The sequence below is a fragment of the Rhodococcus sp. LMD genome (assembly GCF_056108245.1).
The window spans coordinates 4,882,807-4,900,269 of sequence record NZ_CM148557.1 but is presented as its reverse complement, the minus strand read 5'-3'; the positions used below and the strand labels follow the sequence as shown (position 1 = coordinate 4,900,269).

General features: G+C 70.1%; 15 protein-coding genes and 1 pseudogene. 12 read left to right on the top strand and 4 right to left on the bottom strand.

From position 1 onward, the window contains the following. Positions 1 to 105 precede the first annotated feature (105 nt). From ACWPQI_RS22370 to ACWPQI_RS22355, 4 genes are all read left to right on the top strand, one after another. Entirely contained in the window at positions 106 to 726 is a 621-nt protein-coding gene (locus tag ACWPQI_RS22370) for a TetR/AcrR family transcriptional regulator (RefSeq protein ID WP_010595695.1), read from the top strand. Between the two features lie 164 nt (positions 727 to 890). Continuing rightward, a complete protein-coding gene (locus ACWPQI_RS22365) occupies positions 891 to 2,108 on the top strand; it encodes an acyl-CoA dehydrogenase family protein (RefSeq protein ID WP_048771520.1) in 1,218 nt (405 codons plus the stop codon). Further along, on the top strand, positions 2,105 to 3,136 hold the full coding sequence (locus tag ACWPQI_RS22360) for a phosphotransferase family protein (RefSeq protein ID WP_017679728.1): 1,032 nt from the start codon (positions 2,105 to 2,107) through the stop codon (positions 3,134 to 3,136). Before ACWPQI_RS22365 ends, ACWPQI_RS22360 begins: the two co-directional genes overlap by 4 nt. Further along, positions 3,133 to 3,885, top strand: a complete 753-nt coding sequence (locus ACWPQI_RS22355; RefSeq protein WP_010595691.1) for an SDR family NAD(P)-dependent oxidoreductase — start codon at positions 3,133 to 3,135, stop codon at positions 3,883 to 3,885. Before ACWPQI_RS22360 ends, ACWPQI_RS22355 begins: the two co-directional genes overlap by 4 nt. Positions 3,886 to 3,889: 4 nt before the next feature. Here ACWPQI_RS22355 and ACWPQI_RS22350 read toward each other — a convergent pair whose 3' ends face one another. Next, positions 3,890 to 5,155, bottom strand: a complete 1,266-nt coding sequence (locus ACWPQI_RS22350) for a GAF domain-containing protein (protein ID WP_040274623.1) — start codon at positions 5,153 to 5,155, stop codon at positions 3,890 to 3,892. A 220-nt stretch (positions 5,156 to 5,375) separates the two neighbouring features. Between ACWPQI_RS22350 and ACWPQI_RS22345 the strand changes: the two genes are divergently transcribed. Then, positions 5,376 to 6,431: a 2,3-butanediol dehydrogenase gene (locus ACWPQI_RS22345; protein ID WP_289377436.1), complete on the top strand. Its 1,056-nt coding sequence runs from the start codon at positions 5,376 to 5,378 to the stop codon at positions 6,429 to 6,431. A gap of 3 nt (positions 6,432 to 6,434) precedes the next feature. Here the strand turns inward: ACWPQI_RS22345 and ACWPQI_RS22340 are convergent, their stop codons facing one another. Beyond that, the gene (locus ACWPQI_RS22340) at positions 6,435 to 7,067 is read right to left on the bottom strand and encodes a ribulose 1,5-bisphosphate carboxylase large subunit (protein ID WP_450120677.1); all 633 of its coding nucleotides are present in this window, start codon (positions 7,065 to 7,067) and stop codon (positions 6,435 to 6,437) included. 312 nt (positions 7,068 to 7,379) lie between these two features. Here ACWPQI_RS22340 and ACWPQI_RS22335 point away from each other — a divergent pair, with 312 nt between their 5' ends. Next, positions 7,380 to 7,838, top strand: coding sequence for a hypothetical protein (locus ACWPQI_RS22335; RefSeq protein ID WP_474738509.1), 459 nt, complete (start codon positions 7,380 to 7,382; stop codon positions 7,836 to 7,838). Between the two features lie 48 nt (positions 7,839 to 7,886). Here ACWPQI_RS22335 and ACWPQI_RS22330 read toward each other — a convergent pair whose 3' ends face one another. Continuing rightward, positions 7,887 to 8,195, bottom strand: coding sequence for a hypothetical protein (locus tag ACWPQI_RS22330; RefSeq protein WP_026137535.1), 309 nt, complete (start codon positions 8,193 to 8,195; stop codon positions 7,887 to 7,889). A gap of 134 nt (positions 8,196 to 8,329) precedes the next feature. Continuing rightward, positions 8,330 to 9,175, bottom strand: coding sequence for a ribonuclease H family protein (locus ACWPQI_RS22325; RefSeq protein WP_289377440.1), 846 nt, complete (start codon positions 9,173 to 9,175; stop codon positions 8,330 to 8,332). A gap of 183 nt (positions 9,176 to 9,358) precedes the next feature. On the opposite strand from ACWPQI_RS22325, the gene ACWPQI_RS22320 reads away from it, so the two are divergent. The 6 genes and pseudogenes from ACWPQI_RS22320 to ACWPQI_RS22295 all read left to right on the top strand — a co-directional run bounded on the left by ACWPQI_RS22320 (position 9,359) and on the right by ACWPQI_RS22295 (position 17,319). Then, positions 9,359 to 11,431 carry a hypothetical protein gene (locus tag ACWPQI_RS22320; RefSeq protein WP_474738508.1) on the top strand — a complete coding sequence of 691 codons (2,073 nt, stop codon included), beginning with the start codon at positions 9,359 to 9,361 and terminating at the stop codon, positions 11,429 to 11,431. 2 nt (positions 11,432 to 11,433) lie between these two features. Then, a complete protein-coding gene (locus ACWPQI_RS22315) occupies positions 11,434 to 13,047 on the top strand; it encodes a class I SAM-dependent DNA methyltransferase (RefSeq protein ID WP_140188984.1) in 1,614 nt (537 codons plus the stop codon). Next, on the top strand, positions 13,044 to 14,222 hold the full coding sequence (locus ACWPQI_RS22310) for a restriction endonuclease subunit S domain-containing protein (protein ID WP_140188983.1): 1,179 nt from the start codon (positions 13,044 to 13,046) through the stop codon (positions 14,220 to 14,222). The genes ACWPQI_RS22315 and ACWPQI_RS22310 overlap by 4 nt, the downstream gene beginning before the upstream one ends. 112 nt (positions 14,223 to 14,334) lie before the next feature. Next, positions 14,335 to 15,138 (top strand): PASTA domain-containing protein, encoded by an 804-nt coding sequence (locus tag ACWPQI_RS22305; protein WP_474738507.1) that lies wholly within the window; start codon positions 14,335 to 14,337, stop codon positions 15,136 to 15,138. A gap of 107 nt (positions 15,139 to 15,245) precedes the next feature. Further along, a pseudogene (locus tag ACWPQI_RS22300) lies at positions 15,246 to 15,505 on the top strand (type II toxin-antitoxin system Phd/YefM family antitoxin). A 194-nt stretch (positions 15,506 to 15,699) separates the two neighbouring features. Beyond that, positions 15,700 to 17,319, top strand: a complete 1,620-nt coding sequence (locus ACWPQI_RS22295) for an alpha/beta fold hydrolase (RefSeq protein WP_474738506.1) — start codon at positions 15,700 to 15,702, stop codon at positions 17,317 to 17,319. Positions 17,320 to 17,463: the final 144 nt, after the last annotated feature.

Genomic DNA, 17,463 nt, shown 5'->3' with positions numbered 1-17,463 from the left:
CCTTCTCCTGTGGTCGGCGGGAGGGGTGGGAAGTTCGGACCGGCAGCGGAAGTGCGAGAGCACGACTGGTGACGACGGCGCCGGGGGGTCGCTTACGGTGATGCCATGGAAACGCGTGAGGAAGCCGTCGAACCGGGGACGTGGCGGCAGTACGGGCCGTCGACCCTGCCGAAGCCCCTCGAGGCCGCCCTCGAGGCGTTCGCCGAGCGGGGGTACGACGGCACCTCGATACGGGAGGTCGCCGCCCGGGCCGGGCTGTCGGTTCCGGGTCTGTACCACCACTACCCGTCCAAGCAGGCACTGCTGGTGTCGTTGACGACGCTGGTGATGCGCGACCTGCTCGACCGGAGCAAGCAGGCCCTGGCGGAGGCCGGACCGACACCGTCCGAGCGGTTCGACGCCGTTGTCGAGTCGCTGCTGCGGTTCCACATGTTCCGGCGCAACCAGGCGTTCGTCGCCTCCACCGAGATGCGCAGCATGGAACCGGGTAACCGGAAGGCGTACATCGCGTTGCGTGACGAGCAGCAGCGGATGCTGGACGAGATCGTCCGGGACGGGGTGGCGAAGGGGGAGTTCGGCACCGCGTTCCCGGAGGATGCGAGCCGGGCGGTGACCACCATGTGCGTGGCCGTCGCCTCGTGGTACCGGCCGGACGGACCGCTGTCCCCCGACGAGGTCGTCCGCCGCTACCTCGCGATCGCACGCTGCGCGGTAGGCGCTCGGTAGGCCCGGCGCCGCAGACGCCCGGTAGGCACGGCGCGGCAGACGCCCGGTAGGCCCGGCGCGGCAGACGCCCGGTAGGGCGCCCTGGGTTGACCCGGCGGGGTGGGGTATGTCACGGTTGAAGCAACCGAGCGATCGATCGGTCGGGGTGAGGAGGAGGAATCGCGATGGCTGTCGATCTGTCGTACCCGGAACACGTCCAGGCGCTGGTGGCGAAGACCGAGGAGTTCGTCCGGGAGCACGTGCTGCCCGTCGAGGACGCCCACAACGGTGACATCACTGCCGCGGGCGGCGACGACCTGCGGGTGAAGCTGCAGCAGGCGGCCAAGGAAGCCGGGGTCTTCGCGCCGCACGCGCCCGTCGAGTACGGCGGCCACGGTCTCGGCATGGTCGACCGCGCCCCGGTGTTCGAGGCGGCCGGGTACTCGCTGTTCGGACCGATCGCGCTCAACATCGCCGCGCCCGACGAGGGCAACGTGCACATGCTCGCGCACATCGCCAGCGCGGAGCAGAAGGAGCAGTTCCTCGCGCCGCTCGCCCACGGCGACGTGCGGTCCGGCTTCGCGATGACCGAACCGGCCCCCGGTGCCGGATCCGATCCCAACGCCCTGACCACCCGCGCCGAGAAGGCCCCCGGCGGTTGGAAGATCAACGGCCGCAAGTACTTCATCACCGGTGCCGACGGCGCGGGCTTCTTCATCATCATGGCCCGCACCTCCGGTGAGCCCGGGCAGCGCGGCGGGGCGACGATGTTCCTCGCGCCCGCCGACGCCCCCGGGCTGACCGTCGGCCGGCACATCGACACCATCGACCGCGCCATGATCGGTGGCCACTGCGAGGTCTTCTTCGAGGACCTGTTCGTGCCCGACTCCGCCGTCCTCGGCGAGGTCGACCAGGGCTTCGCCTACGCGCAGGTACGGCTCGGGCCCGCCCGCATGACGCACGTGATGCGCTGGCTCGGCGCCGCCCGCCGCGGCCACGACATCGCCGTCGCCCGCGTCGCCGAACGCGAAGGATTCGGGAGCAAGCTCGGCGACCTCGGCATGATCCAGAAGATGGTCGCCGACAACGAGATCGACATCGCCGCCACCCGCGCCCTGCTGATGCAGGCGTGCTGGGAACTCGACCAGGGCTCCCACGCGTCCAACTCCACGTCCATCGCCAAGACCTTCGCCGCCGAGGCGGTGTTCCGGATCGTCGACCGCTCGATGCAGATGTGCGGCGGACTCGGCGTCTCCGCCGACCTGCCCGTCGCGCGCCTGGCCCGCGAGGTCCGCCCGTTCCGCATCTACGACGGGCCGTCCGAAGTGCACCGCTGGGCCATCGCCAAGCGAGCCGTCGGCGCCGCGAAGAAGGCCGCCGCCGCGAAGGAGAGCCGGGCATGAAGACCGCACAGCACGAGGGGCTCGACCTGACCGCCCTGCAGCGCTACCTGGAGGACTCGGGCATCGCCCTCGACGGCGAACTGCGCGCCGATCTCATCTCCGGTGGCAAGTCGAACCTGACGTACGCGATCTCCGACGGCACGTCGCGGTGGGTGCTGCGCCGGCCGCCGACGGCGGGACTCACCCCGTCCGCCCACGACGTCGCCCGCGAATTCCGCATCACCTCGGCACTTCAGGGGTGCGGTGTGCCGGTCGCCCACACGGTCGCCCTGTGCGAGGACGAGTCCGTGATGGGCGCCCCGTTCACCGTCGTCGAGCACGTCACCGGACGGGTGATCCGCACGACCGACGACCTCGCCACCCTGAGCGACACCGAGATCGAAGCGTGCACCGGCGAACTCGTCCGTGTGCTCGCCGCCCTGCACTCGGTGGACTACGAGGCCGTCGGCCTCGGGAAGCTCGGCCGCCCCGACGGGTACGTCGCGCGTCAGGTCAAGCTGTGGGCCGGCCAGTGGGGCCGGGTCAAGACCCGCGACCTCGACGACCTCGACCGCCTGCACGCCGCCCTCGCCGACGCGATTCCGGAATCGTCCGCGGCGTCGATCGTGCACGGCGACTACCGCATCGACAACACGATCCTCGATCCCGGCGACGCCGGAAAGATTGCGGCGGTGGTGGATTGGGAGCTGTCGACGCTCGGCGACCCGCTCACCGACGTCGCCCTGATGTGCGTGTACCGCAACCCCGCGCTCGACCAGGTGCTCGGCGAGTCCGCCGCGTGGACCAGCCCGCGCCTGCCGTCGGCCGACGACCTCGCCCAGCGCTACGCGGTCGCGACGGGCCGCGAGCTCGCCCACTGGGACTTCTACATGGGACTGGCGAACTTCAAGCTCGCCGTCATCGCCGAGGGCATCAACCACCGCTGGCGCGTCGGCGCGACCGTCGGCGACGGTTTCGACAAGGCGGGGGAGGCCGTGCCGGTCTTCGCGGCCGCCGGACTCGACGCGCTGCGGGGAGGTGGCGCATGACAACCGATCTCGCCAACCCCAGTGCGCTCGTCACGGGTGCGTCCCGCGGCATCGGGCTCGGTGTCGCCACCCGCCTCGCGCAGCAGGGCTACGGTCTGACCCTCACCGCGCGCGACGAGGCGCGGCTCGGCGCGGTCGCCGCCGACCTGCGCGACGCGGGTGCGCCCGAGGTGCGCGTCGTCGCCGCCGACCTCGGCGATCCCGAGACCGCGAGCCGCGTCGTCGCGGCACACGAGGAGACGTTCGGCAGCATGCGGGCGCTCGTCCTCAACGCGGGCGTCGGCACCGCCGGCACCATCGCCGAGTTCCCGATGCGGCGGTTCGGCAAGACCGTGTCGGTGAACTTCGAGACCCCGTTCGCGTTCGCCCAGTCGGCGCTGCCGCTGCTGCGCAAGGCCGCGGCCGCTGTTCCGCGCCGCGGGGCGAAAGTTGTTGCGCTGTCGTCGATCACCGGTGTCTATGCCGAGGCGGGCTTGGCCGTGTACGGGGCGACGAAGGCGGCGCTGATCTCGCTCGTGGAGACGCTCAACGCCGAGGAGTCCGGCAACGGCATCAGCGCGTCCGCGATCGCGCCCGCCTACGTCGACACCGACATGTCCGACTGGATCAAGGACCGCATCCCCGCCGAGGAGATGCTCGAGGTGAACGACGTCGTCGAACTCGTCGACGCGGTGCTGCGGCTGTCGTCGCGCGCGGTGCTGCCGCGCCTGGTGCTCAGCCGCGCCGGGACGGACGCCTACCGGGCGTGAGCACTCACCGGCCGTCCGCCAGCGCGCGGACGGCCGGGCTCGCGCTGTGCCGGACGAACGCACAGTCCGAGAGCCGCTCGGCCGCACCGAGGGTGAGCGTCAGATCGACCGAGTCGGCGAGCCGGTAGGGGCGGCTCTCGACGACGGAGCCGAGCGCGCGGCGCAGCCGGGACACCTCCGCCCGCACCGCGACGGCGTGGTCCGGGTCGCCGTAGATGCCGTTGCTGAGCTCGGTGACCGTCATCCCCTCGCGGCCCCGCAGGTGCAGTATCAGCAGGATCTCCGCGTGCCGCGCGGACAGCGCGCTGCGCCACGTCGAGTCCGCGCCGCTGACGACCACCGTCGGCGCGCCGGACAGGTCGAGCTCCATCGTGATCCGCGCCGGGCCGCCGGCGGGCCGGATCAACCAGCCGTGCGCGAGCTGCTCCGGGACGCACATCCCCAGGCCCGGGACGCTCAGGGTGCGGTCGGCGGTCGGTGCCGCGACCCGCTTGGTGGCCGCGACGCCCGACGCGTGCGCCACCCACCCGTGTTCGTCGACGAGCAGCAGCGGACCGCTCATCGAGGCGAGCACCGGCGCCGCGACCGTGCGCAGCCGCTCGAGCCGGTTCTCGTGCAGCCGCCACAGCTGCGCCTCGGCCAGCCGCACCGCCGTCTCCACCAGCGCGCTGATCGTGGGGTGGATCGTCAGCGCCGGGCCGCTGACGTCGACCACGCCGAGCAACTCCCCGGTGCGGGGATCGTGGATCGGGGCGGCCGTGCAGTACCAGGGGTGCTGGGACTGCTCGAAGTGTTCGGCGGAGAACAGCTGCACCGGGGCGGCCTCGGCGAGCGCCGTGCCGATCGCGTTGGTGCCCACGGTCGACTCCGTCCACCGGGCGCCCTCGCTGAACCCCAGGCTGTCCGCCCGGCTGCGAACCTTCGCCGACCCGGCCCGCCACAGCACGATCCCGTCCGCGTCGGTCACCACCATCAGCATGTGCGACGCCTCGGCCACCGAGCACACCACCTGCTCGAGGTCGCCGATCACCCCCGACAGGGGCGAGGCGCGGCGCCGGCGTTCGACCTCGGCGAGCGGCAGCAGGGCGCGGGCGTTGCTGCCGTCGGGGGCGAGACCGGCGCCGAGCACCCGCGTCCACGACCGCGCGACCACCGACCGCGGCCGCAGCGGCGAGCGGCCGCCACCGATCACCGCGTCGTGCATACGCGCCAGCTCGCGCGCGTATCGGTGCAGGTCGGTGCCCGGTTCGATGGCGCTGAAGTTGCCCACGGTCTCCGTCTCTCGTCGGTCGAGTTGTCGCGAGCATATGCCCTCGGGTGTGTCCGGCACCACACCCGGCGGTACGCGCAACGCGCTGCAACGTTTGCCGCGGCGGCGCGCTCGATGTGTGCTGGATCACGCGCCGACCTCGGCAGCGGCGCACCCGGATGATCCCGCGTCGGACTCGGCCGACCAAGATCCGACGCCCGTACAGCGAGGAGATCGACCCATGAAGGCAGCCCGCTTCCACGGCCCCGGGGACATCCGGGTCGAGGACATTCCCGAACCGGCCACCCGCCCCGGCACCGTCAAGGTCGAGGTGGAGTGGTGCGGCATCTGCGGCACCGACCTGCACGAGTACCTCGAGGGCCCGATCTTCGCCCCGCCCGCCGACGCACCGCACCCCATCACCGGCGAGACCGTGCCGATCACCCTCGGGCACGAGTTCGCCGGCGTCGTGGCGGAAGTCGGGGACGGCGTCGACGATCTGCGCGTCGGCGACCGGGTCGCGGTCGAGCCGTACATCATCTGCGGTCGCTGCGACGCCTGCCGCAACGGACGCTACAACGTCTGCGGCACATTGGGATTCGTGGGTCTGTCGGGCTACGGGGGCGGGTTCTCCCAGTACGTCGTCGCCGAGCGGCGCTGGATCCACCCGCTCGGCGAACTCGGCACCGACGTCGGCGCCCTCGTCGAACCCCTCGCCGTGGCGTACCACGCGGTGCGCCTGTCCGGAGCGCGACCGAGCCACTCGGCGCTCGTGTTCGGCGCCGGGCCGATCGGCCTCGTCACCACGTCGGCGCTGCGCGCCGCCGGTGTCGACCAGATCATCGTCGTCGAACCCGCCGACGTGCGGAAGAAGAAGGCCGAGCCGGCCGGCGCGGACCACATCATCGACCCGCGCGACGGCGACGTCACCGAGCAGGTCCTCGAGCTGACCGGCGGCCGCGGCGCCGACGTCTCCTTCGAATGCGCCGGCATCGACGCGGTGCTGAAGTCCGCGATCCTGTCCACCCGGGCGGGCGGCACGTGCGTCAACGTCGCGATCTGGGGCCACGAGGCGTCCGTCGCGATGAACGACCTGGTCTTCCGCGAGGTCAACCTGCTCGGCAGCCTCGCCTACGCGAACGACCATCCCGCGACGATCGAGATGATCGCCTCCGGCAAGGTCGACCCCTACCAGTTCATCACCGGCCGCATCGACCTCGACGACATCGTCGCCCACGGGTTCGAGGAACTGATCTCCAACAAGGAGGAGAACGTCAAGATCCTCGTCCGGCCGTGACGGTCAGTCGTCGTCGCCGTTCTCCTTGTCCTCGCCGCGGCGGCGCAGGAAGTTGAACCCTGGCACGCCGACGATCGCCTGCCGCACGTCCTTCGCCACCCCGAGCAGCTCGTGGATCTCCGGGGCGACGGTCTCGAGCGTGCCGAGGATCGGCATCAGAGCCGTCATCCGGTCCGCGAGCTCGGGCAGCTGATCGAGCAGCACGACCGCCGCGTGCACCTCCTCGGCGCTGAGCTCGTCGATGAACTGGCCGGCGAGTGGCGCGGCCCGCGTCGCCATCGGGGCATACGTGTCGAGCAGCTCACCCGCCGAGTCGGACGTGCGGCCGGCCGAGGCCACCACGTCCTGCGCGCGGCGGGCGACGGTCGCCGCGTCGCCGACCACCGCCGAACTGCTGTCGACGACCTCGCCGACCCGCCCGACGGTCGCGCGGGCGTCGGTGACCACGTCGTCGATCCGCGCGACGATCTCGCGGGCGTCGGTGACGACGCCGTCGATGCGCCCCACCAGGGCCTCGGTCGTCTCGAGCAGGTTGACGACGCGGCCGGGGACGGACACCGCGAACTCGGCGACCTCCACGGTCCGGTCCAGGACGAGGCGGGCGGCTCCGACGGGCGCGGCGAGAAGCGACATCATGTGCTCATCCTGCCGGACGGAGACGCCCGGGCCGCGTGGGGACCGGCGAGAGTTCAGAGCGCGGCCGAGCCTCGCCGACATCCTGGGGTGAGCGCCGATCGTCGGGGTGTGACATCGCATTGGCGGACGCCGTATCGTTTTCGTCACCAGGTCTTCGGGCGAGCATCGGCCGTGTCGACCGGAGATCCGGGAGCGCGTCTCCGTAAGTGGCATTCGAACCTGCCGATTCCGAGCCCGGGCCGCTGCGGTCGCGTGACACTGCGGTCGGGGGCAACCCGCGACGCATTTCGCTCGGATCGGGAGGTAGCAGTGATGAATGTCCTCGACAAGACCACGCAGGCGATCGTCGGCGTGGCAGACGCCACCACCCGCGCTGCCGGTGCCGTCGGCGGCGCCGCTGTGGGCGCACTGACAGGCAGCGTGCGCGGCGCCGCCGAAGGGGTTCGCTCCGGTCTCGGCAGTGGAGCCGAGTCGACGCCGACGGCAGCGGCAACGATCGTCGTGCTGGGCGCTACCGGCCTGGCAACCGGCATCGCCGCCGCGCCCGTGCTGGCCGGACTCGGCGCCACGGCCCTGGCCATCCGGCTGCTCACGCCTCGTCCCACCCCCACGCCCGGCGCTCCCGCGACCGAGCGTGCGCCGGCGCCGACCCCGGACACCGCACCCACGAGTCCCGGTGCGCCCCCGATCGCGGCAGCGGCGAAGCCGTCGGCGGGGAAGTCGACGACGGGGGAGCCGCCGACAAAGAAGGCCCCGGCACGGAAGCGGTGATCGGAGGCTCGAGTGCACCGCCGCGAGGCCGGCGTCCGGTGCGCTCGACTACGTCGCAGGGACGACCGCGGCGCCCGCGTTGCCGTTCGTCGCCGCTCCCGGCGAGCCAGGACGTTCGGCGGCGGACTTGGCATGCTCGGTGACCAGGACCTGGCCCACGCCGATCGCCACCGCCACGGGCCACTCGATCAGGTCCAACGCCACGAGCAGGCCGAGGCCGGCGAAGTAGGCGAGCTGCTCGGGCCGCGGGATATCGAGCCGGCCCACGAGGGGCAGGCGCACCGCGAAGCGTTCGGCGTCGCGGGCCACACCAGCAAGGGTGCGGTGGGACTGCCAGAAGGACTGTTCGTCGGCCATGGCCATCTCTTTCGTGAGCTGTGCGCCATCGGACGCACTCCAGGCTTCCACCATCGATCCTAAGGCGATCCCGTTCCGGCCGGCCTCGACCATTTCCCGGTTCGGCCGATTTCGCGCGGATAGGCGAGGGCGGCTCAGGCTGCTGCGGACGTAGGGGTGAGCAGCGAGGCGACGATGTTCGTGGCAATCGTGTGCCGGGCTGCGGAAGGGACCTGGGCCTCGTGAGCGCGCCGGGCGGCCACGGCGAGCCGATCGGCGACCTCGTTGAGCGGGTGTCCGCTGTGGCCGCGCACCCACGAGTAACGGATCGGCAGGCCGCGGGTGCGGTGCCGGATGCGGTCGGCGATCACCGTCGCCTCGGTGGTGAGCGGGGCTTCGCCGCGCAATCCCGCGAGCGCGTGCCGACTGTCACTGAGGATGTGCAGAGGCCGGTTCCGGTAGGTGGTGACGGCCAGTTCGATGGCGAGGAGCTCACCGGCCAGGATCGAGCGCGTGTCGGGGAAGATCTTCTGCCGGAAGTTGCCGTCGGCCCGCACACACGCCACTCCCACGCCGCGACGGGAACCCTTCGACGCGTCGGTAGCCACCGTCTGTTCGACCGGAGGGTTGGTCTCTGCCTCGCGGGCGGCGTCCTCGGTGGCCAGCCGCTCGGCGACGTGGTGGCCGATCGCGTCGGCGGCGGCGCGGGCCAGCTCGCCCAAGGGGCCGTAACCGATGTCGATCAGGGTGATCGAGGGGAAGGAGCCCGCGACGGCGTGCAGTTCCCGGCGCAGGTCCGCGTCGGTCAGGTGCAGCCGCACGGACGTGTCGGCGGTGCGGGCGCACAGTTCGGCGAAGGCGTCGAGGCCGACGGCGAAGCGGGCCTCGGCGCTGTGCTCCGGGCGGACGAACAGGGCGATGCCCGTGCCGGTGGCCAGGGCCGCGCAGCTGAGCGGGCCGGCGGTTGTGGTGGTCTGCCTGATGTGGATCGCTGCGAGCATGACGTCCTCCTCGTCCGTATCGGGTACGAACGAGAATGCCGCGACTGAGCCTGTATTCGCTCGATGCATATCGATAACCCGGGTTATCAACCTTCCTGAAGCTCTTGTCGGCGGTGTCGTCTAGGTTGGGGAAACCGCGCCGATCGCGGACGCCGAGGCGAGAGTAGAGGGGAGGGCCGACACGTGAGTACCGGTTCTGCGCTCCTGCTGTCCAAGGCGGACATCGCGGCCCTCGCCCGCGTGCAGCGGCCCGTCGTCACCATGTGGGCGAAGCGGTATCGGGGCCCGGATCGGCCGTTTCCCGACCCGGTGCGCGCCGACGGCCGGCAGCACCGTTACCGGGCGGACGACGTCGTCGCCTGGCTGTCGAGCCGCGGACTCGGCAACAATACGTCCGTCGCCGAGGACCTCGCTGCGCATGCGGCGTTCGAGGATCCCGCCGGTGCGGACGCGGCCACGGTGTTCGCGGCACTGACCGCCCTGCTGTGCGTCAAGGCCCGCACCGGGGAGCAACTCGCGGACCTCGACGCCGACGACCTGCTCGACGAGGCCGACGACCTCGACCCCGACGACGCGTACCTCTACCGCGAGATCGAGGCGCTCGGCGGGCGGCTACCCACGTACGCCGCGCACGCCGACCGCATGGCCGACGCCGCCTACACCGTCGAGCACGCCTTCGAGACCCTCATGGCGCAGCGGTTCCGCCTGCCCCTCGACGCGCTGGCCGATACGGCACTCAGCCCTGCCGCGCTCGAGATGTGCGCGCAGGTCGTCGGAGCGCTGGCGCCCGACGACCGGGCCGTCTTCGTCGATCCGTCGCCGGACGGCAGCGACCTGTTCGTTGCGCTGCGGCAGCGCCTGCCGGAGTTCGTCGAGCCGATCGCGATGACCGGCCACGCCGACACCCCGACGGCGCGCCTGGCGCGGCGCCGGCTCGCTGTGCACCGATGGCGTCGCCGCCCCACGCCTGCAACGGGATTCGACGAGGACTTCTCGATCGACGGGCCCGCCGTGTTCCTCACGCAGTACCCGTCGCCGTCCACCCTCGGCTACTCCGACGCCCGAATCCTCGCGGAGATCGACAACATCACCGTGCAGATGGGCTCCGAGCATCTCGCGGTGATCGTCGGGCCGGCATCCGCGCTGACCGATCCCCTGCGAGACCGGGAGGCTGCCGCCGTCCGGGCGGACCTGCTGCGGTCGGACCGGTTGCGCGCCGTATTCCGCCTCCCGGAGGGACTGCTCGTCACCAAACCGGGGTCGTCGATGGCATTGTGGGTGCTCGGAGCGCCCGACGACTCCGTCGCACCCACGGACCGGTGGACGGTGCTGGCTGACCTGCGGACCAGGGCGCTCGACGAAGCGGTGACCGACGGGATCGTCGCCGACGTGACCGCCGCGATGGGGTCGCGCGAGCACCTGCGAGCCCACGCATTCGAGTTCGCCTCGGTGCACCGCACCTCCACGCTGCTCGCCGAGGACCGTCGCGGCCTGATGCCACCCGCGCCCCGGCGCCGGCGTCGCCGCGTCGCGGGCAACGAGACCGCGGCCGAGGCGGCCGAACTGGTGGGCGCGGCGAACCGGGCGGCGCGTGCGGTGCGGGACGACCTGCACCTGGGCGTCGAATACCGGCAGGCCCCGCGCCCTGCGCCGACCGCCGGCCGGCTCGCCGATGCCGGAGTGCTGAAGGTGATGCCCGGCAACCGCATCGACGACGACGATGTCGAAGCCGGTGGCAACGTACGCGTCATCGGCACCGACGAGCTGCTCGGCCGCGCGCGCATCGGCGACCGCGGCATCGACCGCCTCATCCTGGCGACTCGCTACCCGAGCGGGCGCTACACCGAGCCGGGCGACATCGTCTTCTGCACGGCACCGGAATTCGGCGTCGTCGTCGACCACGAGGGCGCCGCGGTCGTGCTGTCACCGGCGCGCGTGCTGCGGGTCGCCGACCCGCACGCCTCGGGGGTGCTGCCGGAACTCGTGGCGCGCACGCTGCGTCGCATGCCCGTCGCACCCAAGCCCGCCGGGGCCATCCGGTCCGGGCAGGTGTGGCGGGACTGGCCGATCCCGGTCGTGGAGGCCGGCCGGGTCACCGCGGTGAGCACCGCACTGGAGGAGCTGCGCGCGCGACGCGAGGCCGCACGGCGGCTGCTCGACACGCTCGACCGACTCACCGATACCTTGACCGACGGTGTGGGCCACGGCGTTCTCACCGTCACCGCAGGAACCCGGCCCGGCCGGGAGGAAGGTTGACCATGCCACCGAGGAAGAAGGCGGCGCCCACCGCGCCGTCGACGATGAAGGAACTGAAGGACACGCTGTGGAAGGCCGCGGACAAGCTGCGCGGCTCCATGGACGCCTCCCAGTACAAGGACGTGATCCTCGGTCTGGTGTTCCTCAAGTACGTCTCCGACGCGTTCGACGAGCGCCGTGAGCAGATCCGTGCCGAGCTCGTCGCCGACGGTCTCGACGAGGACGGTATCGCTTCGCTCATCGACGACCAGGACGAGTACCTGGGGTCGGGTGTGTTCTGGGTGCCGGAGCCGGCGCGGTGGTCGTACCTGGCGCAGAACGCCAAGGGCATCCAGGAGGCGGCCGGTGTCGAGGCCCGCACCATCGGCCAGCTGGTCGACGCGGCGATGCGGGAGCTGATGAACGCCAACGAGACCCTCGTGGGCACCCTGCCGGTGATCTTCAACCGCGACAGCGTGGACCAGCGGCGCCTCGGCGAGCTGATGGACCTGCTCGGCGACACCCGCTTCACCGGTGAGGGCGCCCGCAAGGCGCGCGACCTGCTGGGGGAGGTGTACGAGTACTTCCTGGAGAAGTTCGCTCGCGCCGAGGGTAAGCGCGGCGGCGAGTTCTACACCCCGGCCGGTGTGGTGCGGGTGCTGGTGGAGGTGCTCGAGCCGTACAACGGGCGGGTGTACGACCCGTGCTGCGGGTCGGGCGGCATGTTCGTGCAGACCGAGAAGTTCATCGAGCACCACGGCGGCAACCCGACCGACGTCGCGGTGTACGGGCAGGAACTCAACGAGCGTACGTGGCGGATGGCGAAGATGAACCTCGCCATCCACGGCATCACCGCGAATCTCGCCGACCGCTGGGAAGATACGTTCGCCCAGGACAAGCACCCGGATCTGCTCGCCGACTACGTGATGGCGAATCCGCCGTTCAACATCAAGGACTGGACGCGTAAGGAAGACGACAAGCGCTGGAAGTACGGCGTTCCGCCGGCCGGCAACGCGAACTATGCGTGGATCCAGCACATCATCTCCAAGCTCGCCGAGAAGGGCAGCGCGGGTGTGGTGATGGCGAACGGGTCGATGTCGTCCAACTCCGGTGGCGAGGGCGAGATCCGCGCGCGGCTTGTCGAGGCCGACCTGGTCTCGTGCATGGTGGCGTTGCCGACACAGTTGTTCCGCAGCACCGGTATTCCCGTGTGCGTGTGGTTCTTCGCGAAGGACAAGTCGGCCGGTGTGAAGGGCAAGATCGATCGCCGCGGACAGGTGCTCTTCATCGACGCCCGCAACCTCGGCTACATGGTTGACCGCGCCGAGCGCGCGCTGTCGGACGACGACATCGCCAAGATCGCCGGCACCTATCACGCTTGGCGCGGAACGGAATCCGCATCCGGTGAGGAGTACGCGGACGAGCCGGGCTTCTGCTACTCGGCGACGCTCGCGGAGATCAAGGAAGCCGATTACGCACTCACGCCGGGTCGGTACGTCGGTGCGGCCCCGATCGAGGACGACGGCGAGCCGATCGCGGAGAAGATCGCGCGGCTGACGAAGGAACTGTACGAGCAGTTCGACGAGTCGGCACGGTTGGCGGCTGTGGTGCGGGAGCAGTTGGGGAGGGTGGAGTGAGCGAAATTCCCGAGGGATGGCGCCAAGTCAAGTTGGGTGACATGGCTCAGGAAGTGACTGTAGGGCATGTCGGTTCAATGGCCCGCGAGTATAGTGAAGGCGGCGTGATCTTCCTTAGATCGCAGAACGTCGTACCTCATGGATTCGACCTGACGGATGTTCGTTACATCCCAGTGGAGTTTCACGAGACGTTGAGAAAGTCCTCCTTGCGCCCGGGTGACGTCGTTACCGTCCGCACTGGAAAACCGGGCGCAACTGCTGTAGTCCCGCAAGAATGGACCCTCGCGAACTGCGCAGATTTGGTCATTACCCGTCCCGGTCCAAGTATTAACGCACATTGGCTGAGCTACTTCATCAACAGCGTCGTGGAAGGATTCGTAAGTTCCCGTCTCGTCGGAGCCGTGCAACAGCACTTCAACGTTGGCGCAGCACGAGATATGGACCTCTTGCTTCCCTCACTCGACGAGCAGCGCGCCATCGCTGATGTCCTAGGCGCCCTCGACGGCAAGATCGTTGCAGATCGTAAGCTCATTGAGACTGCGCGGAAACTTGCTGTTCTGTGGTTGCACGGCGCCGCATCGGCTCCTTTGGCAGACCTGGTCGAACATCGGCGAACCTCTCAGGATCCTGCTGAGTGCGATGCCGGATCAGTTGCGCACTTCAGTCTTCCCGCATTCGATGAGCGACAGCGCCCCGAGCGTGTGAGTCCCGGCGAGATCAAGAGTGCCAAGTTCCGGATTACGGCACCGTCGGTTCTCATCTCCAAACTGAATCCGCGGTTTCCGCGTGTGTGGGACGTGATGGACCTACCGAATGTGCCGTCGTTCGCGTCGACGGAGTTCCTCGTCCTGGAGCCGAAGTATTCGTCCACGTCCGTCCTGTGGGCTGCGTTGAACCAACCCGTCGTCGGACACCAACTGGAGTCGATGGTCGCAGGCACGTCCGGGAGTCACCAGCGAGTGAAGCCGGCAGACATCCTCAAAGTGCAAGTTGCAGATCCTCGTCGGCTCGACTCAGCAATAGCCGAGCGGATCACGAATCTGGCAAGGGTCGTCCACAACGCCCGCGAGGAGTCGGAGACTCTCGCCGCGCTCCGCGACACCCTCCTCCCGCGCCTCATGTCCGGGAAACTCCGCATCAGGGACGCCGAAGCAGTCGTCGCCGACGCCGTCTGACCGAAGCTGCCACAGTCGAGTCCCATCGCGCGGATAACGCGCACACCCATTCGTGCGATGGGACTCGTGCAGCATGCACATGGACACCGGTGCGATCCGAGAGAGGTCACCCATGAAACGCATCGCGCCCTACCTGCGCGTCGTCGCAGGCATGTTCGCCGCCATCTTCGTGTGGATGGCGTTTCTGTACGTCATCCACGGCGACGTCGCCGGCTTCCTCCTCGTGCTCGGCATCGGGTTGGGGCTCGGCTACTTGGCTGTCGGGAAGTTGATCCGCGACCGTCGCGCCCGGCTCGAGGCCGAACGGTCCGCCTTGGCGGCCAGGGCCGAGGCCGGCCACCAGGCCTACCTTGCCGGGGATCCGGCAGCCTTCGCGCCGCCGCCCGAGCCGACGCCCCGACCGCCGGTCCGCAGGGGAGTGGTCATCGCGGCCGCGGTCGCCGCGCTGTTCGTGGTCTTCGGAATCATCACCGACATACAGAACGGACTCGAAGACCCCAGCGAGCCGGACGTCACGAACTCGGCGACACCGCCTGCCGCTGCGCCGGCGTCGCGAACCACGCCGACGACCCCGGCTGCCCCGTCGACCACCGTCGCGGCGCCGGCCACCACAACGACGCCCGTGCCGTCTCCGACCACGTCAGCGTCGGCACCGACGACGAACGTCGCCGACACCGCGCCGACCGCCGTCATGCCGGACGTGACGTGCATGGACCTGCAAGCCGCGCAGGACACCATCCAAGCCGCCGGGATCTTCTATTCCCGCAGCGTCGACGCAACCGGACGGGGACGGGCACAGGTCCTCGACCGGAACTGGGTGGTGGTATCCCAAGCGCCGGCTCCGGGCCTGGTCATCGGTGAAGGCGACGCGGTGCTGTCCGTCGTCAAGGACGGCGAGCCGGGCGACTGCTCCTGACGACGGATTCGTGGCGCCGCTGGGAGCAAAGTGGATTCGTCGATCGCTTCGGACAGGCCACCCATCTCGGCTGGACGTACGATTTCTGTACAGGGGTGGAGGTCGTCATGCGAACCATGAGTCACAGCGAGTCGCGCGCCCGGTACGCCGAGGTCTTGGCCTCAGTCGTCAACGACCGGGAGGAGATCGTGATTACCGCTCGGGCCACGAACCGGTCGTGATCGTCTCCCGGGCGGACTTCGAGTCGCTGCGTGAAACGGCCTAGCTGACGCGTTCACCGGCGAACGCTCGACGTCTGCTCGATGCGATGGAACGGCTCGAAGCAGGCGAGGGGCAGGTGCACGAACCGATCGACGGTGATGACTGACCGTGCGGCTGGTGTGGGACCTCGATGCCTGCGTCGCCGCGTGCCGGTACCGCTACGGCCGGTGCGAGGCCTCGGCGAGATCGTCGAGCCGGGCCTTCGAGATGTGAGGCGGCCGCGTGATCGGGGGCTGAGTTGCCGCGACGAGGGCCGGTGGTCCCTTGTGCAGCACCAGGGACCCGGCGCACGCTGGACACATGGCAGTCGCACCGAAAGTGGCGGTAGCGGGCGCGGCGGCAGCCGTGGTCTACGGACGCTTCGTGCGCCCGCGGCTCGTGCGGTGGGGTGCCACCGACGAGGAGGTCAGCGGGCCGTTCCCAGGAGGGGATCTGGTGCCCGGCGGGGAGAGATCGGGCGCGATGGCCGTCACCATCGACGCGCCGCCCGAGCAAGTGTGGCCGTGGCTGGTGCAGATGGGCTGGGATCGCGGCGGCTGGTACTCCTGGGATCACCTGGACAACGCCGGTCGTCCGAGCGCCCGGGAAGTGCACCCGGAATGGCAGGACATCCGGCCCGGCGACCAACTGAAGTACTGGGCGCCCGGCGCGGGACCGATGGACGCGTACAAGGTCGCGCGGATCGAGCCGAACCGATTCCTCGGGCTGTACGGGCTGATCGATCTGCGGGGCGGCACCCTCGACCCCGGCCAGCCGCGCCCGTCCGCCTATCTGGAAGGACTGTGGGGCTTCCAGCTGAAGGAGCTGCCCGGCGGGCGCACCCGCCTCGTCGTCAGCGGATATCAGGCAGGCCGACCGCGATGGATTACCCGCCTTGTCTACTCCGGGATCTTCCCGCCGGTCGTGTGGATCATGCAGGCGCGCATGCTGGCAGTCCTCAAACGCAACATTGAAAATGACTCGCGGGCAACGGGTTCGAAAACGGCAGCAGGCGAGGTGCGAGGACGCGACTCTCGTGGTCTTTCGTCGGCGGTGGTGAAATGGCGCGGCAGCCTGCACCGCGTCCGGCCCGGCCGGGTCCCGATCCGGGACGCCTCCCTCTACGTCGACGTCGTCGGGCAAGGACCGCCGCTCGTGCTCATGCACGGCGGACCGTCGGCGGACCTGTGGACGATGCAGTCCTTCCGGCAGTGCGCGGACCGGTTCACCCTGGTGTTCTACGACCACCGCTGCAACGGGCGCTCGATCGGTGCGCCCGTCGAATCGATGACGTGGGAGAACCTCACCGCGGATGCCGATGCCCTGCGCGAGCGGCTCGGGTTCGAGCGGTGGGCGGTGCTCGGCCATTCGTTCGGCGGGCAGGTCGCGCTCGAGTACGCCCTGCGCTACCCCGAGCGGGTCTCACACCTCGTGCTGCTCGACACGGGCGCCGACAGTCACTGGGAGCGGCAGAACGCGTCCGAGGTACTGCTCGCACGCGGCTACGGCCGGGAGAAGGCGGAGCTGGCGCGGCGGTGGTTCAACGGAGAATTCACGCCCCGCGAGTACTTTTCGATCTTCGCGCAGATCGGGGACGCGTACTTCTACCGCTCCGGCCTTGCCATGCTGGCGCGCGAACTGAGCAGCGGGGCGTGGCGCTCGAGGCCGCGGGCGGAGCCCCTGATCTTCGCGGGCCGGCACCTGATGAAGGACTGGACGGTCGTGGATCGGCTCGGCGAGATCACCGCCCCCACGCTCGTCGTGGCCGGGCGCGACGACTTCGTGTTCCCGCCGCAGTGCCAACTGGAGCTGGCCGCCGGCATTCCCCATGCGCGACTTCGGATCGTGGACCGGGCCGGGCACAGTCCCCAGGACGAGCAGACTGCCGAGGTCGTACAGGCGATCGAGGACTTCCTTGGTGCCGATGTTCCCACCCGATAGAGCGTGCGCATCGGTTCTGATGCTGCGTAAATATCGGGCGCGCAGGACAACTCGATGAGGTGACGACGTCCGGGCGGATGTCTCGATCCGACCGGGATCCTTCGGATTGCTGCCGCCGGCGGATGAGCACATTCGACGGAACGT